17 protein-coding genes and 1 pseudogene are annotated in these 20,554 nt (G+C 69.9%); 1 reads left to right on the top strand and 17 read right to left on the bottom strand.

The window, feature by feature from the left end:
• Positions 1-9: 9 nt before the first annotated feature.
• The 8 genes and pseudogenes from MHO01S_RS07065 to MHO01S_RS07030 form a co-directional block, all read right to left on the bottom strand.
• Positions 10-570: pseudogene (locus tag MHO01S_RS07065) on the bottom strand (dTDP-4-dehydrorhamnose 3,5-epimerase family protein); the annotation flags it as partial.
• Positions 567-1,436, bottom strand: a complete 870-nt coding sequence (locus MHO01S_RS07060) for an NAD-dependent epimerase/dehydratase family protein (protein ID WP_060960950.1) — start codon at positions 1,434-1,436, stop codon at positions 567-569. The gene MHO01S_RS07060 and the pseudogene MHO01S_RS07065, both read right to left, overlap by 4 nt.
• Positions 1,437-1,440: 4 nt before the next feature.
• Positions 1,441-2,673, bottom strand: coding sequence for an acyltransferase family protein (locus MHO01S_RS07055; RefSeq protein WP_060960951.1), 1,233 nt, complete (start codon positions 2,671-2,673; stop codon positions 1,441-1,443).
• 7 nt (positions 2,674-2,680) lie between these two features.
• Positions 2,681-3,808, bottom strand: a complete 1,128-nt coding sequence (locus MHO01S_RS16865; RefSeq protein WP_060960952.1) for a glycosyltransferase family 2 protein — start codon at positions 3,806-3,808, stop codon at positions 2,681-2,683.
• Entirely contained in the window at positions 3,805-4,071 is a 267-nt protein-coding gene (locus MHO01S_RS07045; protein WP_060960953.1) for a hypothetical protein, read from the bottom strand. The genes MHO01S_RS16865 and MHO01S_RS07045 overlap by 4 nt, the downstream gene beginning before the upstream one ends.
• 214 nt (positions 4,072-4,285) lie before the next feature.
• The gene (locus tag MHO01S_RS07040) at positions 4,286-6,616 is read right to left on the bottom strand and encodes an LGFP repeat-containing protein (protein WP_060960954.1); all 2,331 of its coding nucleotides are present in this window, start codon (positions 6,614-6,616) and stop codon (positions 4,286-4,288) included.
• A gap of 38 nt (positions 6,617-6,654) precedes the next feature.
• The gene (locus MHO01S_RS07035) at positions 6,655-7,008 is read right to left on the bottom strand and encodes a hypothetical protein (protein WP_157553753.1); all 354 of its coding nucleotides are present in this window, start codon (positions 7,006-7,008) and stop codon (positions 6,655-6,657) included.
• A gap of 241 nt (positions 7,009-7,249) precedes the next feature.
• The gene (locus tag MHO01S_RS07030) at positions 7,250-8,554 is read right to left on the bottom strand and encodes an excalibur calcium-binding domain-containing protein (RefSeq protein WP_061782061.1); all 1,305 of its coding nucleotides are present in this window, start codon (positions 8,552-8,554) and stop codon (positions 7,250-7,252) included.
• Between the two features lie 237 nt (positions 8,555-8,791).
• Here MHO01S_RS07030 and MHO01S_RS07025 point away from each other — a divergent pair, with 237 nt between their 5' ends.
• Positions 8,792-9,385, top strand: coding sequence for a D-glycero-alpha-D-manno-heptose-1,7-bisphosphate 7-phosphatase (locus MHO01S_RS07025; protein ID WP_060960957.1), 594 nt, complete (start codon positions 8,792-8,794; stop codon positions 9,383-9,385).
• Here MHO01S_RS07025 and MHO01S_RS07020 read toward each other — a convergent pair.
• The 9 genes from MHO01S_RS07020 to MHO01S_RS06980 all read right to left on the bottom strand — a co-directional run bounded on the left by MHO01S_RS07020 (position 9,370) and on the right by MHO01S_RS06980 (position 20,490).
• Positions 9,370-9,951 (bottom strand): D-sedoheptulose-7-phosphate isomerase, encoded by a 582-nt coding sequence (locus MHO01S_RS07020; protein WP_060960958.1) that lies wholly within the window; start codon positions 9,949-9,951, stop codon positions 9,370-9,372. The genes MHO01S_RS07025 and MHO01S_RS07020 overlap by 16 nt on opposite strands.
• Positions 9,952-9,975: 24 nt before the next feature.
• Entirely contained in the window at positions 9,976-11,460 is a 1,485-nt protein-coding gene (locus MHO01S_RS07015) for a PfkB family carbohydrate kinase (RefSeq protein ID WP_060960959.1), read from the bottom strand.
• A 37-nt stretch (positions 11,461-11,497) separates the two neighbouring features.
• A complete protein-coding gene (locus MHO01S_RS07010) occupies positions 11,498-12,769 on the bottom strand; it encodes a glycosyltransferase family 9 protein (RefSeq protein WP_167626515.1) in 1,272 nt (423 codons plus the stop codon).
• A 10-nt stretch (positions 12,770-12,779) separates the two neighbouring features.
• Positions 12,780-15,074 (bottom strand): glycosyltransferase family protein, encoded by a 2,295-nt coding sequence (locus tag MHO01S_RS16640; RefSeq protein WP_060960961.1) that lies wholly within the window; start codon positions 15,072-15,074, stop codon positions 12,780-12,782.
• Positions 15,074-15,994 (bottom strand): glycosyltransferase family 2 protein, encoded by a 921-nt coding sequence (locus tag MHO01S_RS07000; protein WP_061782060.1) that lies wholly within the window; start codon positions 15,992-15,994, stop codon positions 15,074-15,076. The genes MHO01S_RS16640 and MHO01S_RS07000 overlap by 1 nt, the downstream gene beginning before the upstream one ends.
• A gap of 38 nt (positions 15,995-16,032) precedes the next feature.
• Entirely contained in the window at positions 16,033-17,154 is a 1,122-nt protein-coding gene (locus MHO01S_RS06995) for a glycosyltransferase (protein WP_061782059.1), read from the bottom strand.
• 4 nt (positions 17,155-17,158) lie between these two features.
• Entirely contained in the window at positions 17,159-18,634 is a 1,476-nt protein-coding gene (locus MHO01S_RS06990) for an LCP family protein (protein WP_060960964.1), read from the bottom strand.
• Complete coding sequence (gene purE / locus MHO01S_RS06985; RefSeq protein ID WP_060960965.1) at positions 18,631-19,098, bottom strand: 5-(carboxyamino)imidazole ribonucleotide mutase; 468 nt, start codon at positions 19,096-19,098, stop codon at positions 18,631-18,633. Before purE ends, MHO01S_RS06990 begins: the two co-directional genes overlap by 4 nt.
• Before the next feature lie 252 nt (positions 19,099-19,350).
• The gene (locus MHO01S_RS06980; RefSeq protein ID WP_082808046.1) at positions 19,351-20,490 is read right to left on the bottom strand and encodes a 5-(carboxyamino)imidazole ribonucleotide synthase; all 1,140 of its coding nucleotides are present in this window, start codon (positions 20,488-20,490) and stop codon (positions 19,351-19,353) included.
• Positions 20,491-20,554: the final 64 nt, after the last annotated feature.

Below are 20,554 nucleotides of genomic sequence, written 5' to 3'. Positions count from 1 at the left end.
TCTCGCTCAGAGGGGCGTGACCTCCCCCAACCGGGGGTGCTGTCGGTCCTTGTCGGACAACTCGACGTCCGCGAGCGGAATCGGCCACGGGATGTCGGCGGTCTCATCGGCGAGGTTCACGAAGGAGTATTCGCCGAGCTTCTCGGGGCTCCAATGGTCGTTCACGAGGTAGGTGTAGACCGTGTTGGGCTCGAGCGTCTGGTAGGAGTTGCCCACCCCGCGCGGAACGAAGATCGCGGTCGACGGGTCGAGCTCCGCCGTGAAGACGGTGCCGAAGCTCTCACCGGCGCGAAGATCCACCCACGCGCCGAAGACGGATCCGAAGCCGATCGAGATGAACTTGTCCCACGGTTCGGCATGGATGCCGCGCGTCGTGCCGACGGCGTCGTTGAACGAGATGTTGTTCTGCACCGGACCGAAGTCCGGAATACCCAGCTCCATCATCTTCTCGCGCTGCCAGTTCTCCTTGAACCATCCGCGGTTGTCGCCGTGGACGGGCAGATCGACGAGGAGGAGCCCGGGTATCGGCGTGGTGCGGGCGGCGAGCGATTTGCCGTACTCGATGGTCACGAATTCTCCTTGGCGAAGGGGGAGGCGGACATGAGCGCAGATATGGCTTCTGCATCGGCCCACGTTCCGGGGGAATCATAGGGGCGGTCGGGAAAGGCTCCGTACTCGAGCGTGAGCCCCAGACCGTTGTCGGCGATGAACCTCTCCACTCGGCTCGCCAGCGACTCCGGGGCGCCGCTCGCGACGTTGAGAACCCCGGTGACACCGGGAGAGACGGCGGCGACGGCGATCTGCCGGCCGAGCTCCACCACATCGATGAAGTCGTACAGGGTCTTTCCGGTCGTGAACGGGAAGACCGTCTCCCCTCGATCTGCCGCCTCGAGCAGTTTGGCGAAGATCGAACGGTTTCGTCGATCATCACCCAGGATGTAATAGGCCCGCAGCCAGACGTACTCGGAACGCTCACCGATGGCGATGGTCGTCGAGCGTCGCAGGGCATCCTTCGCGACGCCGTACAGCGTGAGCGGATTGGTGGGGGTGTCGGCGGTCACCGGCCCCTCCCAGTAGCCGATCTCGTGCATGGTCCCGAGCGCGGCGATGCGCGGAACACCGGCATCGGCGAGGCCCGTCAGAAACGCGTAGTGACGTGACAGTTGCGCCATGTGGGACGGCGCGTTGTGCACGAAACCGTCCTGCCACGCGAGGTGGATGACCGCCGCGACGTCGCCGACCCCGACGGCCCGGAGCACATCCGCACCCTCTGTGAGGATGTCTGCCTCGAAGACACGTGCCCGGGGGTCGATGGCCGCGTCGGAGCCGGGTCGCACGACGGCGATCGGCTCGAAGCCGAGGTCGGCGACCGCCGTGACGACATGCCTTCCGACGTATCCAGCCGCTCCGGTGATGATGACCGATGATCCCGCCATAGTCCTAGATCGCTCCTCTCAGGGCCCCGACAATGACCAGCGCTCCCGTCACGAGGAGCAGAAGCACGAGCGGCGTCATCCTGAGCCACGAGGGGACGCTCGACGAGCTCGCCTTCGGCGGCACCGGCTTCCAGCCTCCCAGGACGGCGACGCCGCGCGGCATCCAGTGCTTCAAGTCCAACGCCGGCTTCTCGATGAGCATGTAGCTCGCGAGCGCATACAGGTGCACGACCACGATGACCACGGCGAGGTACGCCACCGTTCCCCACTTCTCGACGCCGAAGACCGCCGCAAGGAACATGACGGGCCATCCGGCGATGTAGATGCCGTACGAGAGGTCCGCCCTCCGGTCCCAGTTGGCAAGGACCTTCACCCGACTGCCGAACCAGATCAGACCGTAGGCGAAGGCGTACTGGCCGACGACGAACCATCCACCGCGCCACCAGCACAACGCGGCCAGAACGAGCATCCCGATCCCGAGCCGATCATCGAAGGGGACATTGTCGATGAAGAGCTGGACCAGTGTGCCGAAGGCGAACGGGGCGGCGAGCTGCAGAACCTGCGGGTTGCCGAGCAGCTGGAACGTCGACGCCAGGTCGCCGACGTGCAGAGCCTGCAGCATGCTGAGCGCGAGAATCAGCACCGCGAAGGCCGCACCCACGATGCGCCCGGCCAGGGCGCCCACGACGCCGAGCGCCAGGACCCCCAGGTAGCAGCCGAACTCCCACATCAGGGTCCATGCGGAGCCGTTCCAGGTGTTGTACCCCTCCAGCACCGCGTGAACGCCGGAGCCCGTGCCGGCGATCGACCACTGTCCGAGGATCAAGGTGAAGTTGCGCGCCACGTAATCCCACGGGGAATCCGATGCGACGGAGAAGAAGCCGCGAACGGTCCCGCGCTCGTGCCACCACGCCAGGGGCGCGAACACGAATGCCGTGATGACGAGGACGAGGAACCAGGCCGGGAAGATGCGGACGACGCGATGCCACAGGAAGCGCACCGGGGAGGAGCTGTTCATCATGCTGCGGGTGATGAGCATTCCCGACAGGAAGAAGAAGCCCGTGACGGCCACTCCGCCCAGCGACGTCTCCGCGCCCCACTGGGCGCCGATGTCCACGCCGCCGAAGAGACCGGCGACGGGTCCCGCGTGCGAGAAGATGACCATGAAGGCCATCAGCCAGCGAAGAAAGCCGATGGAGTTCTTACGGGTGTCGAAGGCGACAGCGAGACTCGTCAATCCGCGCTCACAATCCGACGGGATAGCCGAACGTGTCGGCGCCCTCCCAGATCGCCGGGCGGAGGTTGGTCGCAACAGGGCGCTGCCCGCCGAAGTAGGCGACCACCGCGTCGACGACGTCGATCTGATCGGTGTCGATCTCCGTCGTGAAGCCGCACCACTGAGCCATGCACATCTCATCGGCCTCGGACCGCAGGGTCACGGTCACCACCCGCGGGTCGACATCGTCCCAGTCGGATGCCGCGTTGACGAGCGCATAGCCGTTGACAGCGGCAGCGTGCGCGATGATCGCCGCCACCGCCTCCGGGCGCGCGTCGTCCATGACCCCGGAGCGCATGAAGGCATCGACGCTCCAGCGGAACATCGGTGAGCGGTGCTCGACGATCGCTTGATTCGTCCAGTCGGCGATATCGGACTGCGACACCACCCCGGCCGCGAGAGTCGAGCCACGTCCGGCGTGGTAGACGTACGCCCCCTGGACGAGAAGGTGCCGATACCCGGCGCTCGTCGCCCGTGCGGACCAGTCCGACTCCTCGCCGTAGCCCCGCCCGAAGACGGGATCCATGAGTCCGACGACCTCCAGTCGCGGCACGGGCACCATCATGGCGAACGAGATGCCCGCGGGGATGTCGATCGCCTCCGTCCCGAAACGGTTGTGGAGGGCGGTTCCGATGAGATCGGCGACGTCCTGCTCCTCCGGATACAGCTCCACACCGCAGGGCAACGAGTACGGCTCGACGTTGGTCGACCATGCCGTCGCCGATGCGACGTCGTCGTGCCCGCGCAGCGCCTCCAGCAGCACGCTCACCGAGTTCTTGGAGTAGATGACGTCGGAGTTGGAGATCACGACGTAGTCGTACTGCAGCTTCTGCGCCGTCGCGAGGCCCAGGTTCACGTTCCGCGGGATGCCGAGGTTGCGCGTGGCGCGGTAGTACGTCGCGCCCTTGCGATCCGAGATCTCCGCCAGATGGTCGCTGAAGCCCGGCTCCGGGCTCGCGTCGTCGAGCACGAGCACATCGAGATCGAAGCCATCGTGCTCTATGGCCGCGATCGAGTCCATCGTCCGCTCGGCGAAATCGCGGCCGTTGTAGAAGGTGACCGCCAGGAGGACGCGCGGCCTCGTGGGCGCGCTCACCGGCCCATCATCCGCTTGGCGCGACGACCGATGACGTACAGGGTGTGGTTCTTGCGGAACACGTGCTCGATCTTGCGCCGCGGATCCAGCATGAGCTTGAGCTGGACGACTTCGGCCTCGAGCTCGGTGATCCGCTTCTCGCGCTCCAGCATGCCGCGAGTCAGCTCGATGACCCGTGCGTTCGCGACCTCGACGTCCTTGAGCGCACGCTCGAGCGAGACGGAATCGACGGCATCCGCGGACAGCACACGGTCATCGGTCATCTGGAATCCTCTCGTCAGTACCCTCGGCGAGGGGACGTGGGGCCGGGTTCTCACCGGGGAGCACGACCGGCCTCAGATGAGCCCGCCCCGGCAGGCGCTGCAGCGGACTCGGTGGCGATCAGGACGCCGCGGGTTCGATATCGCCCGCCGGCGATCTCCCCCGCCCCCAGCAGATTAGCATCCATCGCCGTGGACTCTTCGCGACGACCGACCGTCACGGCCCCACCGAGATCGTGCCGAACTGGAAGTCCTGAGCCGTGCCCCCCGAAACGTTCTTGGCCGCGCGCAACGGAAGTCCGTAACGCCCGTTCGCTCCCCCGGCGGCGATCCACCGGCTGTAGATCGGCGCCGACACGACGTTGGCACCCGTTGCCGGCGACCAGACGATGGATCCGTTGTCGAAGTCGACCCCGCACCATTTCCCGTTGCAGGTGGCGGCGGCGAGCACGCGCCCGAGCGTGCCGGTGGGACCACCCGCCGCCATCCAGAGATCACGGTATTCGCCGAGGACGGCGATCACGCCGTTGGAGGGAGACCCCGAGAGCACACCGCCCTGGAACGACTGCGAACACGTCACCGCCGTGCACACCGCCGCCGCCGTCGGCGCACCCAACGCCCCGCCGCCCGCACCCTGCGCCTGCCACGGCTGCAGGAACCAGCCCGACACCGTCACCATCCCGTACGTCGGCGTCCACGCCAGGACACCGCGCTGGAAAGCCTGCGAACAGCTCTTGCCGTCACACGAGTCGTTGCCCAGCGGCAGACCCAGCGAGCCCGTGACGCCGCCCGTCGCGAGCCACACGTCACGGTACTGTCCCGTCACGGCGACGACGCCGTTCGACGGCGAACCGACCAGCAGACCGCCCTGGAACGACTGCGAACACGTCACCGCCGTGCACACCGCCGCCGCCGTCGGCGCACCCAGAACACCCTGGTCATAGCCGCGGGCCGCCCAGGCGGAGAGGAACAGCCCGGTGGTGATGATCGTGCCCCGCGCCGTGGAGACGTCGATGCGCGCCCGCTCGAACAGCTGCGAGCAGGAGGTGCCTGCGCCGCACGTTGCGGGAGCGACCGGTGCGCCCAGGGCGGCATATCCCCCCGCCGCGAGGTACGGTGTCGCGATCGCGGTCGGAATCGCCTGGGCGTTCGAACCGGCCGCCACGATGAGGCCGCCGTCGAACCGCTGCGTGCACCCGCCGCCGGCGCACACCGCATCGCTCTGGGGATACCCCATCGCGCCCGCCGACATGCCGTTCGCGCTCCACGCCTGGAAGATCCCGCCCACGACCGCAGTCGCACCCCCGCCGGAGAAGAACGCCGCCCGGGCGAAGGTCTGGGCGCACTTGTCACCGGCCGAGCAGACCTCCGGGCCGCGCGCGCCGCCGAGGGCGACACCGCCCGCCGCCAGCCAGGTGTACTGGATGTGCTGTCCCACCAGCGACCCGCCGACCGAGTCCGCCGCGATCACCCCGCCGTCGAACGACTGCGCGCAGGTCGAGTCAGCGGCACAGACCGGCACGCCCGTCGGCAATCCCGGCTTGCCATCGATGAACCCGAGGTTCCGCCACATCGACTCGACGACCGACGGGACACCGAACACGCCCCGCGAGGGGAACCAGAAGATCGTCCCGCCGGCGAACGACTGCTGGCAGTAGCGGTTGTCAATGCAGACGACGACGCTCCTCGGCGCGCCGAGGATTCCGGAAGCTCCGCCGAGGGACTTCCACACCGCGGCGTACTCCCCCGTGACCTGCTCTGCGGTCGGGTCGCCGAACCAGTCGGTGTACAGACGCCAGAAGTTGCGGTTGCCGTAGGACGAGCAGAAGTCACCGGTGCTGTAGAGGTTGTCGAGCGCGGCCTGATTGGGTGTGTACGGCGTGTAGACGTACAGCGCGCGCGTGGCATCGTTCTGGATGTAGACGCGCTTGGTTCCGCAGATGCCCTTCGTGTCCGGAGGGTTGGCCTGATACAGGATGTTGTTCCACCCCAGCTGGTAGCCGAACCAACTCGGGTTCTTGATGTAGATCTGCATCTGCCGAGCCGCGCCGTACAGCTGGTAGAAGAAGCCCGCATAGTCGGGGTCGCAGGCGGCCCCGTCGGGGCATCCCTGCCCGAGCGCCGCACTGTACTGCACCTCGTACGGCGACGGGTCCGTGACGAGGCTCTGCTCCTTCTGCAGCATCACGAGAATCACCTTGGGGTTGATTCCGCACGACTGGGCGACGGCCGAGATCAACTGGGCGGCGGTCATCGAGCCGCCCGGGAACGCACTGCAGTAGGCGTTCGCCGCGAGCGCCGGCGTCGACTGCGCGACATAGTCGCGCATGCACGGCATGCCGTACAACGGCCGACAGTTCGACACCTTCGAGTTCAGGAAGCTCTGGATGTCGGATGCCGAGAGCGACCCCGAATCGAAGAAGTTGCTGTCGGAGATCAGATAGCCGGCCTGGAAGCTGCTCGCGGTCGCGGCGTCCGCGGCCGGCGGTTGCAGCGGTGCGACGACTCCGACGAGTCCCGAGAACACCGCCGCAACGACGACCAGCATCGAGAGGAGACGACGGCGGAGGGTCCGCGGGGCTTCACTCACGGCTGATGGACCAGCACCGATGCGGACGAGCCGGCCGAGGTCGGCGAGGTGAAGCTCAGAACGAGCGTCCAGTCGCCGGGCTCGGCCGCGATCTTGATCAGCCCGCAGTTCACGGCTGCGGGCGTGGCGTGGGCCTCTGTCTGGGCGGTGAGGACGCGACCCGTCGCCGATGTGGCGGTCAGCGAGCACGTCCCCTCCTCGTCGGCGTCTCCCGTGACGAGGCCCGATGCGAAGACGTCCTCCCCGTCCGCTCCCGAGCTGACGATCGTGACCGTCGCCGTGGCGCCGGGCGTCGGCGACGCGATCGGAGAGGGCGTCGCCGGGGTCGCAGAGGACGTCGGCGTCGGCACGGCAACGGTCGCGCTAGTGGGAGGAACCGGAGCGGTCGTCGTCGAGCCCGGCGAGCCTGCGGAGCCGGTCGCGCATGCGACGAGGGACATCATCGCGCCGACCGACACCAGCGCGCCGAAACCGACGCGCCTCATCGCGTCGCGCCGCTCGCCGAGACCAGGCTGCACTCGTTGACCGTAGTTCACTCCCTCAGTATCAACCACAGTTGGCGAGAATGGTCGAGATCAGCCCGCGTGCCCTTCACGGACGCGACTCGCAAGCGATCCCGTTGTTGTCGCGGTCAAGCCTGGCGACATCGCCGTAGTACGGCTTGTACTTGTCGAACCATGCCTGCGCTTGCGCCTGCGTGTCAAAATCGTCGCAGTTGACCGTATCGCCGGGGTTGGCGGGCGTCCCGCCGCCGGACGAGCCGCCCGTCGACGGCGCGGAGCCCGGCAGGGGATAGCTGGCCCGCCACGCATCGGCCTCGGCTCCCGTGAGCACCCGTACGCCTCCACCGGGCTGCCACACCATGAGGCCGTGCTGGAACGGAACCTGGCACTGGCCGCTGAAGCACGACTCGGGCCCCTCGACGAGACCGAGGTGACCGTCGGGCCCACCTTCGCGATAGAGCCAATGGTCGACGTACGCCGTGGAGAGCGACACGATCCCCGTGGACGACGACGTCAGCGTGCCTCTACTGAACTGCTGATAACACGCCGCTCGTTGACACTCCATCGCACCGAGCGGAACACCGAGAGAGCCACCGCCCCCTCCTCGGGCGATCCAGTCGCCGTAGAACCAGCGCTTCGTGACGGGGAACGTCACGCCGTAGCCGCCCGGATTCCAGACGATGACACCACCCGTGAACGAAGCCTCGCAGTACCACCCGTAGCACTTCTCGGGCCCCGAGACCAGACCGATGTCGCCGTCCGGTCCGCCCCACGCAAGCCACGTGCGCACATAGGAGCTGGAGAGTTTCACGATCTGGGTGCCGTCCGAGGTGAGCACGCCACCCACGAACTCCTGCCAGCACGAGGACGACTGGCACGTGAGGCCGTTGAGCGGGATGCCGATCTCTCCGGTGACCGCACCGAGCCGCTTCCACGCCTCTTCGAACCACGGGTGCACGAGGATCACCTGAACCCCGACGCCGGGCGTCCACCGTGCGACACCGTGGGTGAACGGAGTGGCGCAGTACGTACCGAAGCAGGATTCCGGGCCCGCGACCAGCCCGAGCCCGCCGTCCGGGCCTCCGGCCGCGAGCCATGTCGAGACGTACTCGGTGGAGAGCTTGACGATCCGGGTCCCATCGGACGTGAGCACTCCGCCGGCGAACTCCTGCCAGCACGAGCTCGACTGACACTGCATCGGGTGCAGGGGTGCGCCGAGGACGCCGCCGGTTCCGCCCAATTCGGTGTACGTCGGTTCGAACCACGGGTGCACCGGGATGTCGGTCGAGGCAGCCGGTGCGCTCGACGCCGTCGAGCCGGCGATACGTGCGGGCGCGGCGTCCACGGGCGCGGCGTACGCACCGGTGCCCGCTCCTGCGGCGACGATCACCACGACCAGGGCTGCGCAGACCGCGCTGAACAGAGAAAGGCGCCCCCGCCGCCTTCGCGCCCCGACCATGGACACCAATGGATTCGACTGCACAGTCATGTCCTTTCATCCCGCAGACGGCTCGTCTCCCGCGCCTCGACCACACGCTACCGTTCTTCCGGGATCCGCCGAGGGCGTCACCGCCGTCCACGCCCCCGATCACGTGCCGCCTTCGCCGCCCGGGTGCGATAGCGTCGCCGGGTGGACACGCTCACGCAGGAGACACGACGCCGAAACACCTCGGGTCGGCAGTGGTGTCTCTTCCTCGACCGCGACGGCGTGATCAACACCCGCATCATCGACGGCTATGTGCGCACGTGGGAGCAGTTCGCGTTCGAACCCGGGGCACTCGAGGCCCTGGCAGTCCTCGCGCAGTGGGCACCGCGCATCGTGGTCGTGACGAACCAGCAGGGCGTGGGCAAGGGGCTCATGACGGCTGCCGACCTCGACGACATCCATCGGCGGATGCGCCTCGAGATCGAAGGGGCGGGAGGGCGGATCGACGACATCCGCGTGTGCCCCCACCTCGTCGGCGCGGACTGCGACTGCCGCAAGCCTGCTCCCGGGATGGCGCTGAGCTACCTCGCCCAGCATCCGGAGGTCGATGCGGCACTGTCGGTCATGGTGGGCGACACGGAGTCGGACATCGAGATGGGACGGCGACTGGGAGCGCGCACCGGCGGCACGATGACCGTGCGCATCGATGCCGTGGACGATCCGCACGCCGACGTCACGTTCCCGACGTTGGCGGCATTCGCCGCCGCCGCCGCGGGGCCGGATCACTCCGCGGAGTAGCCGAACCCGTCCTCGATGGCCTGCATCAGCGAGTGGATGACGACGAGCTCCGACTCCTGGATGCGGTCGGCCCAGCGACTGGCGCCGAGGGCGATCGTCACATCGGCCAACGCCCCGATCGGGCTCTCGGCCGTGCCCGACGAGGCCACGACCTTGCCTCCCGCCGCCTTCATCGCCTCCGCCGCGCGGAGCACGTTCGGTGACTTGCCGCTCGTGCTGAGCGCGAGCAGGACGTCGCCGGGGCGAGCGAACGCCTCGACGAACTTGGAGAACACGAACTCGTAGCCGTAGTCGTTGGCGACGCAGGTGAGGTGGGACGGGTCGGAGATCGCCATCGCGCGCAGCGGCGGCCGATTCCCACGGAACCTGCCGGTGAGTTCCTCGGCGAAGTGCTGAGCGTTGGTCATCGAACCGCCGTTGCCGCAGGCGAACAGCGTCCCTCCCCCGCGCAGTGAGGTCACCATGGTCTCCGCCGCGGCCGCGAACGACGCTCCGAAGCGCTCGTCCTCCGCGAGGGCCGACATCCGGCGTGCGTTCTCGAGCAGGTTCTCCTGAACGATGTTCATCTTGTGATTCCTCTCCCGCGCGGCTCAGCCGCGACGCACCTGTTCGCCCTGCGACAGCTTCGTCGTCGAGACACCGTCGAGGAGGGTCACGATATGGACTCTGCCGCCCCAGGCCTTGGCATCGTCTCCCCCGACGACCTGATCGGGTCGGTAGTCCGATCCTTTCACGATGACGTCCGGCTGGATGGCCCGGATCAGCTCGCGGGGAGTGTCCTGCTCGAACACGGTGACGAAATCCACGTAGCGTACGGCGTCCAGCACCGCCATGCGGTCCGCCTGCGGTTGCAGCGGTCGCGACGGTCCTTTGAGTCGCGCCGTCGAGGCATCCGAGTTCACTCCCACGACGAGCACGTCGCCGAGCGAACGGGCCTCCTTGAGGAGAGCGACATGGCCGGCGTGCAGGAGGTCGAAGACTCCGTTCGCGAAGACCACCGTCCGGCCCGCGTCCTTCTCCACCCGCACCAGTCGCGCCAGCTCATCCCAGTCCTCGATCGTGCCCGGCCGGTGGGCGGGAGAGGAATCGATCAGCAGTTCGTTGAGGAGGTCGGCCGAGGTCACCACCGCGGTGCCCGGACGGGCGCAGGCGATGCCGGCGGCCAGGTTTCCGACCTGCACGGCCTTCAGGGTGGACAGGCCGCTGCCGAGGCCCACTGCGAGACCCGCGATCATGGAGTCACCGGCACCGGAGACGTCGGCGACGAGACGGGCGCGCGTGGGAAGCCGCGTGCGCGCGCCGCCCTCGACGACCTCGACGCCCAGCGCGGACAGGGAGATCGCGACGGCCGACACATCCGGGACGGCCATCGCCTCGGCGATCTGCGCGAGCACCTCCTCGGTCGGCGCGGTCGCCGACACCCCCGCCATGAGGGCCGCCTCGGCGAAGTTGGGCTTCACGACCGTCGCGCCGCTGTACTTGCGGATGTCCGCCGACTTCGGGTCGACGACGACGGGCAGGGAGCGCTCTCGGGCGAAGGCGATCACGCGCTGCACGACCGCCTCGTCGAGCATGCCCTTCGCGTAGTCGGAGAGGACGATGACGCACCGATGGTCGTGCCCCTCGACGGCATCGCGCACAGCGCTGAGCACGGCATCCGCACCGGCCGCATCCAGCGACGACGTGTCCTCGCGATCGATGCGCACGATCTGCTGCTGCCCGGCCACGACCCGCAGCTTCTCGATCGTGGGGGCATCGCCTCGGGCGACGCGGCGCGCCTGGACGCCGGCGGCCGCGAGCAGTCTCTCGAGCTCCCGGCCCGCCTCGTCCTCGGCCCACGCCGCGATGAGAGTCGCCGCGGCGCCGAGCCCCGCGATGTTCATTGCCGCGTTCGCGGCGCCTCCGGCCACCGAGCGGTCCTGGGCGACGCGGAGCACGGGGATCGGCGCTTCCGGAGAGATGCGGTGCACCGCGCCCTCGACGTACCGATCGAGCATCGCGTCGCCGACGACGACCACATGCACCGCCTGGAACCCGAGGACGTCGTGAGGAGTGATGAGGGGAAGAGAAGTCATGGCGGGTTCCAGATCAGTGACGGAGACAGGACGCGGTTCAGCCCGCGGACGCCGGTGTCTCGGAAGGACGAGAGGACTCACCGATGAGCGCGAGGGCGGCGCCGGCGACATCGGCGGAGTCGACGGCGAGGATGCAGTGCGGCTCGCGGGACGAGCACTCCTCGCCGCATCCGGGTGCGGGCCGTTCCGGCTGGAGAACCGCTCGCTGACGCGACCACGGGCCGAATCGCTCCGGCGCATTGTCGCTCCAGGGCGAGCCCGTCGCGGGATGGCAGGTGACGACGACGGTGGGAACGTCGAGAGAGCTCGAGATGTGCTGCAGACCGGAGTCGTTGCCGATGAAGAGGTCGCACTGCGAGATCGCCGCGGCGCTCTCGCTCAAGGAGAGTTCGCCCGCGAGATCCACGGCCGCGATCCCGCGGTCGCGGAGAAGCCCCACGAGTTCGGCCGCACGCTCGCGGTCGGTCGGGCCTCCGAGGATGCGGACGCGGACCGGCCCGCTCTTCGCGATCTCGACGACGGCCTCGGTCAGACGTTCGACGGGCCACTGACGCTTCGCGTCCCGTGCGCCGATGCCGAGGCCGATGACCCGTCCGCTCTCACCGGGCAAGGAGGCGCGGGCTTCTGCGCGCGCCGCGTCGGCGGCGTCGAACAGGGCTCGTCCCACCGGCCGGGCGCCCGGATGGGTCCATGCCAGCCCGAGCCAGTCCGCCAGGCGGCGCAGCTGAGCGACGGTCAGCAGGGGGTCGTTTCCGCGCGGGAGCTCATCGGTGAAGAGCGCGCTCTGGTCGCCGAGCCAGTCGGGCTCGCGCTGGGGGACGGGGGTGAAGCCGACGACCGAGCGCGCACGGGCGGCGACCGCGAGGTACCGGATCGGGGTGTCGTCGAAGTCCCAGCGCGGCAGGACCGCCAGATCGTAGCCGCGGAGCCCGAACCGGCGCAGAGCCTGCCGAACCGTGAGGATCTGCCGCTTCAACGCCGAGCCCTCCGTGATCGGCGACCAGAAGATCAGACGGTCGACGCTGGGGGCGGCATGGAAAGCGGACCCCGGGCCCGGCTTGACCACGAGGTGCAGTTTCGCGGAGGGCCACTGGCGACGCATGGCGTCCAGCAGCGTCAACGTGCTGACGGTGTCGCCGATCTCGTCGCTGCGGAGGATGACGACCCGGCGCGGCTCCTGCGTCGGGTCCCAGGAGCGCCGCCGGCGCGAACCGAACAACCGGACAAACCGCCGTGGCGACAGAGGATCGCGATGCCGGATGGCATTGATCTCCCACTGGACGCGGTGAAGCAAGGAACGCGCGTTCATCCGAGCCATTCTACTGCTCACGCGGCGCCGCCCCCGCGGCGCGGTGGCGGAGGACGTCGTCGACGATACGTCCGGCCCGCGCGTCGAAGGAATGATCCCGTCGGATGCGCTCGGACGCGGCCGCGAGCCCCTCCGCATCCGGGAACAGATCGGCGGGGTCGCGTGCCAGCAGCTCGAGCAGTTCCTCGTCCGTTCGGAACACGGGCACGGCGTCACCGAACACGCGGTCGATACCGTCGACGTCCTCGCTGATCACCCGCCCGCCGGCGGCCACGACGTCGAACGGCCGCATGGCGATGAACCCTTCTTGCCGCATCGCCGGCCATTGGTCGTTGAGGACGATGGAGGCCGTCTCATAGCGCTCGCTGAGCCGGTCGTTCGGAAGGTTCTCCGCCGCGATGGCCGAGGCGGGGATGTAGGTGCGCCAATCCGGTCCGTAGACGCGCACCGGGATGCCCGCCGCCAGTGGCACGACGACGCTGGGCCGAGCGATTCCTCGCGCGGTGCCGACGAAGACGATCTCGTCGGTGCGCGCCAGGCCACGCGGGTAGAACTGATCGGCGTCGGTGCACTCCAGCAGCGGCGAGACGGTGATGTTCCACCGCTCGGAGGCCGCTGCACTCCACAGATCGGATGCCGCGTAGACGATGTCGAAGTCGTCCACCTCGGCTCGCGTGATCTGGTCGGGGTGGCTGATGATCCACTCGACGCGGGTACCCGTCGTCGGGGGAGAGATGCGGTACGGACCTCGCACCACCAGCGTCACGTCGTCGAGGGCAGACGTCCACCGGTCCCGGGCATCGAAGCTGTCCACGGCCACGAAGTGTCCGCGTCGTCTGAGGGCCTTGGCGAGTCCGTCGGCGAAGTGCGTGTCGCCCCAGACGGCGCCGAGGGGACCGGGCGGTGCGCAGATCTTGATGGCCCACCGCAAGGCCGCCGGCTCCGGGCGTCGCCACTCGAGCTCGGGCAGCGGTGCGGCGGACGGCGTGAGCGCAGGGCGCCAGGCCGTCACCCGGAAGCCCGCTGCACGGAGGATCTCTTCGGCGCGACGGCGCTCGTCGGAGAAGGGCGCCGCGGCGGGTTCCTCCGTCCGGAACGCGGTGTGGCGCGCGTACGACGTGCTCCGGATGCCCGCGTCGATCTGGCAGACGAAGCCGGGAACTCGAGCACGCAGGGCGGCGCTGAGGGCAGGCACGGCCGCTCCCGCCGAGACACCGTCGAACCCGCCGATCGCGGACCAATCCTCACGAGCCATCGCGAACGTGGGACCGGCCAGAAGGGGCACTTCGATGCGCGACGTCCCGAGGAGATCGAGGTCTTCGCGGGGATGGCCGCTGAGAATCGCGTAGGGCACGGTCCCGCCGGTGCCGGCCGCGCCGAAGGCCGCGACGGTTCCGTCGGGCGCGATCTCCACGGGTGCGACCGCCCGGCCCGGCACGACGCCTTCCCGCAGTGCGCGGATCTCGGCCGTGGTGAGGTCCGATCGCGGGCCGACGATCGTGATCGTGCCCGATCCGCGTCGGGGCGCGGCGTCGGCGCTGCGGACGGCATCCCGATAGGACGCGGCGCGCGGAACGATCACTCGCCGCAACGACGGGAACAGCCGTGCGGCGACGTCGAGCCCGATCCACTGACCGGCTTCGCATCCGACCGCGACGACGACCACGTCATCCGTGTGGGCCAGGGGGGTGACCTCGAGGACGCGACGGGGGTAATCGCGATCCCGCCGCTGGAGGATCCGAACGACCAGGTCGGCTCGATCTGCGTCCCCGGCGGGTGCGCGCGTCCCCCGTCGCCACTCTTGCGCGGCCTCCATCGCCCAGGCGCGCAGCTGCATCACCGGCACGGACCGCGACCGTTCGCCGATCCGAACCTCGACGATCGCGCTCTCCCGGCGCGCCCAGACGTCGTCCAGTGGCGCAACGCCCTCGGCCCGGTGGGCGTCGGCCGGCGCGTCCCACCAGGGATGGACGGACACCGTGCGTCGATCGCTCACGAGGTAGGCGTAGAGCGCGGGGACCCGATCGGGCTCGGGCAGCGCCCGCCCGGCGACGAGCTCGTCGAACAGCGGATTCAGGCTGAGGCCGGATCTGAATCCGCGCGTGACGTAGTCCACGATCGCCCGCGCGTCACCGGCACGGCGCCATCCGCGCTGTGCGGCGTAATACTGCGCGTCCACCAGGCCGGAGCGGCGGATGACCCGCCACCACAGCAGACGGTCCGCGGCCCTGACGAGCGCGCCGGCCACCGGAGCGCCCCTGACGCGACGCCAGGCGGCGCGCAGACGCGATCGGGAAGCGGTCATCACGAGTCGCCTCGGCCGCCCAGACGTCGTCGCAGACGCCGCAGACGCGAAGCGATGGGCTGATGAGAATCGATGTCAGCACGGATCTGCTCCCGGAGGCGGTCGGCCGACGCATCGACGTGGTCCGCCAGCCGCCTCTCCATCCCCGCCAGGTACAGCGGAAGGCCCATTCCGTTGGCGGACGTCCAGGCGGCGAGCTCGCGATCGCGCACGAGGGCGTCGTCTTCGGCGTGTCGATCCTCGAGGGCGAACATGCTGTTGGACGCCACTCCGGTGGCGGAAGGGCGTTGGGTCCATATCGCGAGGGGAGCACCGGGGATGAACCCCACCGAGTGTCGAGCGAGCACCCGCAGCAGGAACTCCCAGTCCTCGACGGTGCCCAGTCGCTCGTCGTAACCGCCGACCTCGTCGTGGACCCGACGTCGGTAGAGCAACGAGATCGGGACGACGCGATTGCGATCGAGCATGTCGGTCAAGGAGACGCGGGTCATCCCTTCCCAGAACGGCACCCGTGAGGCCTCGACCCATACGCCGCCGACGTTCTGCTCGTAGGCGATCGCGGTGGCGACGGCGACGCCCACGTCCTCCGGGTGCGCGTCGAGCCAGGCGACCGTGCGCTCCAGGAAGCGCGGGTCCCACAGGTCGTCGTCGTCGTGGAGGACGACGAACTCGCTCCCGTCGGCCGCCGCGACTCCGGTGTTCGCGGCGACGCACCGCCCGCCCGGTGCGGCGGTGTCGATCAGTCGGGAATCGACGCCGGCGGAGGACACGATCTGCGCGGCCACGGCGCGGTCGCCGCCGTCATTGACGACGACGATGCCGACGTCACGGAAGGTCTGTGCCGAGATGTCAGCGAGAGACCTCGTCAAGAACTCCGGTCGGTTCTTCGTCCGCACGATCACGGTGACACGAGGAGGCATGACTTACACCCTAGAACCGCGCGCGTCCTCGCGCGTCCTCACAGGTCGGCGTGCAGCTGCCAGACCCGCTCGGCCGCGCTGAGCCAGGAGAAGGCGCGTCCGCGGTCGGCGGCGAGCACGGCCTGCCGCTCGACGACGGCCGTCGACGACAGCAGGCCCGCGAGCGCGTCCGCGAAGGCGCCCTCCTCGTCCGCCGGCACCAGCACGCCGCCGTCCCACACGATCTCGCGGTGCGTCGGCGAGTCCGCGGCGATGACGGGCACGCCGACGGCGAGCGCCTCGACGACCCGCCACGGGAAGCCCGCGAGCCGGCTCGGCGCCAGCAGCGCGACGGCGCCCCCGAGGACGGCCGCACGATCGGCATCCTCGAGCGTCCCCCGCACGTGCACGCGGCCCTCCGCCAGACCGGATGCCGCGGCCTGCTCGGCGAGCGCGGGCTCCTCCCCCTCGGGGGCGTCGAGGACGACGACGGGCAGGTCGGCTCCCGAGGCCGCGATCGCCGTGAAGGCGTCGGAGAGACCCGCGGATGCCGCCGCGGAACCGGACATGACGAGGCACCCGTCCGGGATGTCGAGCGCGCGGCGTCGACCCACCTCGTCGGTGGGGACGGCGAAGCGTGCGGGTGCGGCGCCGGCGATGACGCGGAGGCGGTCGCCCAGGGGGGCGATCTCCGCGAGCCTCTCCGCCATCGCATGGGTGGGCACCACGACGGCGTCGGCATGCTTGACGGCGCGCTTGAGCATCGCCCGATGCCACGCGACGGCGGGACGCGACATCTCCGCGGCGCGCTCCCACGCGGCGAGATCCCACATCGTGACGACCGTCTGATCGTTCTCGTGCACCCGATCGTGCTTCACCAGGGGCGCGAGGGAGGTGGGCGAGTGGATCATCCCTCCCCCGATGCCCGGTGCGATCCCGAGCTGCCACGAGGCGGCGAGCTCACGGCGCGGCAGCGAGGCGCGAGTGACATCGACGAGGCCGGGAACGGCGGCCTCCAGCGCGGCGGCCGCGTCGGGCACCGACGGCACGATCGCGGCGACGTCGCACCCCGACGGCGCGGTCGTCACGAGGGCGCGGGCGATCTCGCGGGTGGCGATCGCGAGATCGGCGTCGGTCGCGGCGACGATCTGATCCAGCACCAGGCGGAGGGTGGCGGTCATGACCTCAGCCCTCCGGGGTCGGCGTGGGCGAGGGCGGGTAGAGCGCCTGCTGGATGAGGTCGCGCACGTGCGCGTACTCGTCGGCCGTCGGCTCGTCCGTGTCGATGCCGGCGCCCTCGGGCGTCAGCTCGAGCGTCTGCACGGGCTGCTCCTTCGCCTTGACGCCGAGCTGCACCAGATACCCCAGCATCGAATCGGGGATGTCGGTCTTCACGAGGTCCTCGCCCGCCGCGGCGACCGCCTGGAAGCGGCTGAGGACGTTCGCGGGGTTCGCCTGCGCCAGGATCGCCTGCTGCAGCTCCCGCTGACGGCGCATGCGGTCCCAGTCGCTCGTGGTGTACCGCGACCGCGCGTACCACTGCGCCGTGTCGCCGTCCATGTGCTGCGCTCCGGCCTCGATCCAGCCGATCGCCCAGTCCTCCGCCGGCTCCCCCTCGTAGGTGGGACCGCCGCCCTTGGGCAGCCGCTCCTGGACGGTGATGTCCACGCCGCCGAGTGCGTCGACGATGTCGGCGAACCCCTTCATGTCGACGAACACGTAGTACGGGATCTGGATGCCGAGGATGCCCTCCGCGGCATCCTTCGTCGCCTCGATGGCAGGGGTGGAGCTCTGCGCGGCGGCGTCGGGGTAGATCTCCGCGCCTCCGTCGGGCTGGCAGATCTCGACGGCGTTCATGAGCTGGTTGATGCCCGGGCCCCAGCCGCACGTCTGCGAGGGGTGGCCCTCGAACCCGTCGGGATAGCGGTCGTGCATGGGTCCGTCGGCGAACGGCGCGTAGGCGAGGTCGCGCGGGATGCCGGTGATGTGCACGGCGCCGGTCTCGGCGTTGACCGAGACCACCGAGATGCTGTCGAACCGCATCGAATCGCGGCCCAGGCCGCTGTCGGCGCCGAGGAGCAGGAAGTTGTAGTACCCGTCGGAGGGCGGCACCGGCGGGGCGTTGTTCGTGAAGATCGCCGCGATCGCCTCGCGAGCCGGAGCCAGCAGCTGCTGCGCGGCGTACACGGCGCCGCCGCTGCCGACGACGAGGCTGAGGATCGCGAGCGCCGCGACGATCGGCCGCGAGCCGCGGCGGACGTTCACCAGCCGGATCAGCCGGAGCGTGTCGATCGTGAGCACGACCCACAGCACGGCGTACGCCAGGAGCACGAGCTGGATGACGAGCAGCGCGAACCCGTTCGTGCCGATCGTGAAGAGCAGCGACGGCCAGATCAGCGCGGCGACGCCGGCGAGCACGACGACCACCCACATGAGCAGGGTCGCCGTCAGGCCCACCCGCCCGAGGCGACGGCTGCCGGCGAGGGCCTGAGCCGAGCCGGGCAGGAGGAAGTTGAGGGCCAGGAGCCACCAGGCGCGCCGCGTCATGACCTGCGGCGAGCGGGTGTCGGGACGACGCATCGGCTGCTCGCCGACGATCACGCCTCCCCCGGCACCGCCTCCCGCGCCACGGGGCGGACGCGGCGGGGCGGCGATGCTCACAGCGATTCCTTCAGACGCAGGTTCTTCTCCTCGACCTGCTCCTCGAGGGTCTGCGCGTACTGCTCGACACGGTCGGCCAGTCGCGGGTCGGACGAGCCGAGGATGCGGGCCGCGAGCAGTCCGGCGTTCTTGGCGCCGTTGATGGACACGGTCGCCACCGGGATGCCCGCGGGCATCTGCACGATGCTGAGCAGGGAGTCCAGCCCGTCGAGCGTCGCGAGCTGCACCGGCACACCGATGACGGGGAGGGAGGTGACCGACGCCAGCATGCCGGGCAGGTGCGCCGCGCCGCCGGCTCCGGCGATGATCGCGCGGAGGCCGCGGCCGCGCGCCTCACGGCCGTACCGCAGGAGCTTGTCGGGCGTGCGGTGGGCCGAGACCACCTCGACCTCGTGCGGGATCGTGAACTCGCTGAGCACCTGCGAGGCGTCGCTCATGACCCGCCAGTCGGAGTCCGACCCCATGACCACGCCGACGAGAGGGGATGCCGAGGAATGCAGGGGTCTTGTCACCCGACAAGGCTATGGCGGCACCCTGGAAGAACCCCGGAACGCCACGCTCGAGAGCCGTCGGTGACGAGCGTCGGAGTCATGCCCTCATACCCGTCGACATCACCCGCACGCACGCCCATGCCCACCGATGGTCCGACGTTCGTCACGCAGCAACCGCCGACCCACCCCCACGATCGGGCGCGGGCCGGAGGGCGGAGGGGCGCGTCAGTCGGCGAAGAAGGCCGCCGCCGCGCGGGCCTCGTACACCACGGCATCGAGATCGTCGCCGACGGCGTTGACGTGCCCGACCTTGCGCCCGGGGCGGGGCGCCTTGCCGTAGGTGTGCACCTTCACAGCGGGATGGGCCTCGAGCACCGCGGGGAATCGACTCTCGAGCGTGTCGTGCTGCGGACCGCCGAGGATGTTCACCATGACCGCCCACGGCTGCCGCGGGGACGAGTCGCCCAGCGGAAGGTCGAGGACCGCACGCACGTGCTGCTCGAACTGTCCGGTGACGGCGCCGTCCTGGCTCCAGTGGCCGCTGTTGTGCGGGCGCATCGCGAGCTCGTTGACCAGCAGCCGCTCGTCGGTCGTCTCGAACAACTCGACGGCGAGCATGCCCGTCACGCCGAGACCCTCCGCGATCGCGGTTCCGATCTCGGCCGCGACCTCGGCCAGACGCGCGCCGCCGCGCGGGGCGGGCGCGATCGCCTCGGCGCACACGCCGTCGCGCTGCACCGTCTCGACCACGGGATAGGCGAGCAGCGCACCCGACGGTCGTCGCGCCACCTGCTGGGCGAGTTCGCGGGAGAAGTCCACGAGCTCCTCCGCCAGCAGCGCGCCGCCGTCGAACCAGTCCGCGACCTCCGCCGGGTCGCTGACGACGCGCACGCCCTTGCCGTCGTAGCCGCCCCGGGGCGTCTTGACGACGGCGCGGCCGCCGTGGGTGTCGAGGAACGCCCGCAGCGCCTCGGCATCGGCCACGGCCGCCCAATCGGGCTGCGGCATCCCGAGCTCGTCGAGGCGGGCACGCATCGCGAGCTTGTCCTGCGCGAACTGCAGCGCGTCGGGCCCGGGGTGCACGCGCACACCGTCGTCCATGAGCGCGCGCAGCACCTCCTGGGGCACGTGCTCGTGATCGAAGGTGAGCACGTCGACGTCGCGCGCGAACGCCCGCACGGTCTCGAGGTCGCGGTAGTCGCCGGTCGCGGTCGCGGCGATCGCGGCGGCCATCCCGGGCTCCTCGGCGAGCACCCGCACCTGCACGCCCAGCTCGACGGCCGGCGCGATCATCATCCGCGCCAGCTGACCGCCGCCGACGATTCCGAGGGTGAGTGCCATGGTGCTCCCTTTCGTCCGCTCCATCTTCTCAGGTCGGCGAGAGGGCGCTCCGCCACCGCGGCCGCGCCGTCCGCCGGCCGGGCCGCAC

It is taken from the genome of Microbacterium hominis NBRC 15708 (assembly GCF_001592125.1).
GTDB classification, from domain to species: Bacteria; Actinomycetota; Actinomycetes; order Actinomycetales; family Microbacteriaceae; genus Microbacterium; species Microbacterium hominis.
Note: the sequence above shows the minus strand (reverse complement) of the source record. Positions and strands in the feature narration are given on the sequence as shown.

Coding starts and splice junctions, on each gene's coding strand:
- MHO01S_RS07010 (WP_167626515.1), bottom strand. CDS start 12,769: ATGAACGCGCGTTCCTTGCTTCACCGCGTCCAGTGGGAGATCAATGCC.
- MHO01S_RS07045 (WP_060960953.1), bottom strand. CDS start 4,071: ATGACCGATGACCGTGTGCTGTCCGCGGATGCCGTCGATTCCGTCTCG.
- MHO01S_RS07015 (WP_060960959.1), bottom strand. CDS start 11,460: ATGACTTCTCTTCCCCTCATCACTCCTCACGACGTCCTCGGGTTCCAG.
- purE (WP_060960965.1), bottom strand. CDS start 19,098: ATGGGGTCGGACTCCGACTGGCGGGTCATGAGCGACGCCTCGCAGGTG.
- MHO01S_RS07060 (WP_060960950.1), bottom strand. CDS start 1,436: ATGGCGGGATCATCGGTCATCATCACCGGAGCGGCTGGATACGTCGGA.
- MHO01S_RS07040 (WP_060960954.1), bottom strand. CDS start 6,616: ATGCTGGTCGTCGTTGCGGCGGTGTTCTCGGGACTCGTCGGAGTCGTC.
- MHO01S_RS07000 (WP_061782060.1), bottom strand. CDS start 15,994: ATGCCTCCTCGTGTCACCGTGATCGTGCGGACGAAGAACCGACCGGAG.
- MHO01S_RS07020 (WP_060960958.1), bottom strand. CDS start 9,951: ATGAACATCGTTCAGGAGAACCTGCTCGAGAACGCACGCCGGATGTCG.
- MHO01S_RS16640 (WP_060960961.1), bottom strand. CDS start 15,074: ATGACCGCTTCCCGATCGCGTCTGCGCGCCGCCTGGCGTCGCGTCAGG.
- MHO01S_RS06995 (WP_061782059.1), bottom strand. CDS start 17,154: ATGACCGCCACCCTCCGCCTGGTGCTGGATCAGATCGTCGCCGCGACC.
- MHO01S_RS06980 (WP_082808046.1), bottom strand. CDS start 20,490: ATGGAGCGGACGAAAGGGAGCACCATGGCACTCACCCTCGGAATCGTC.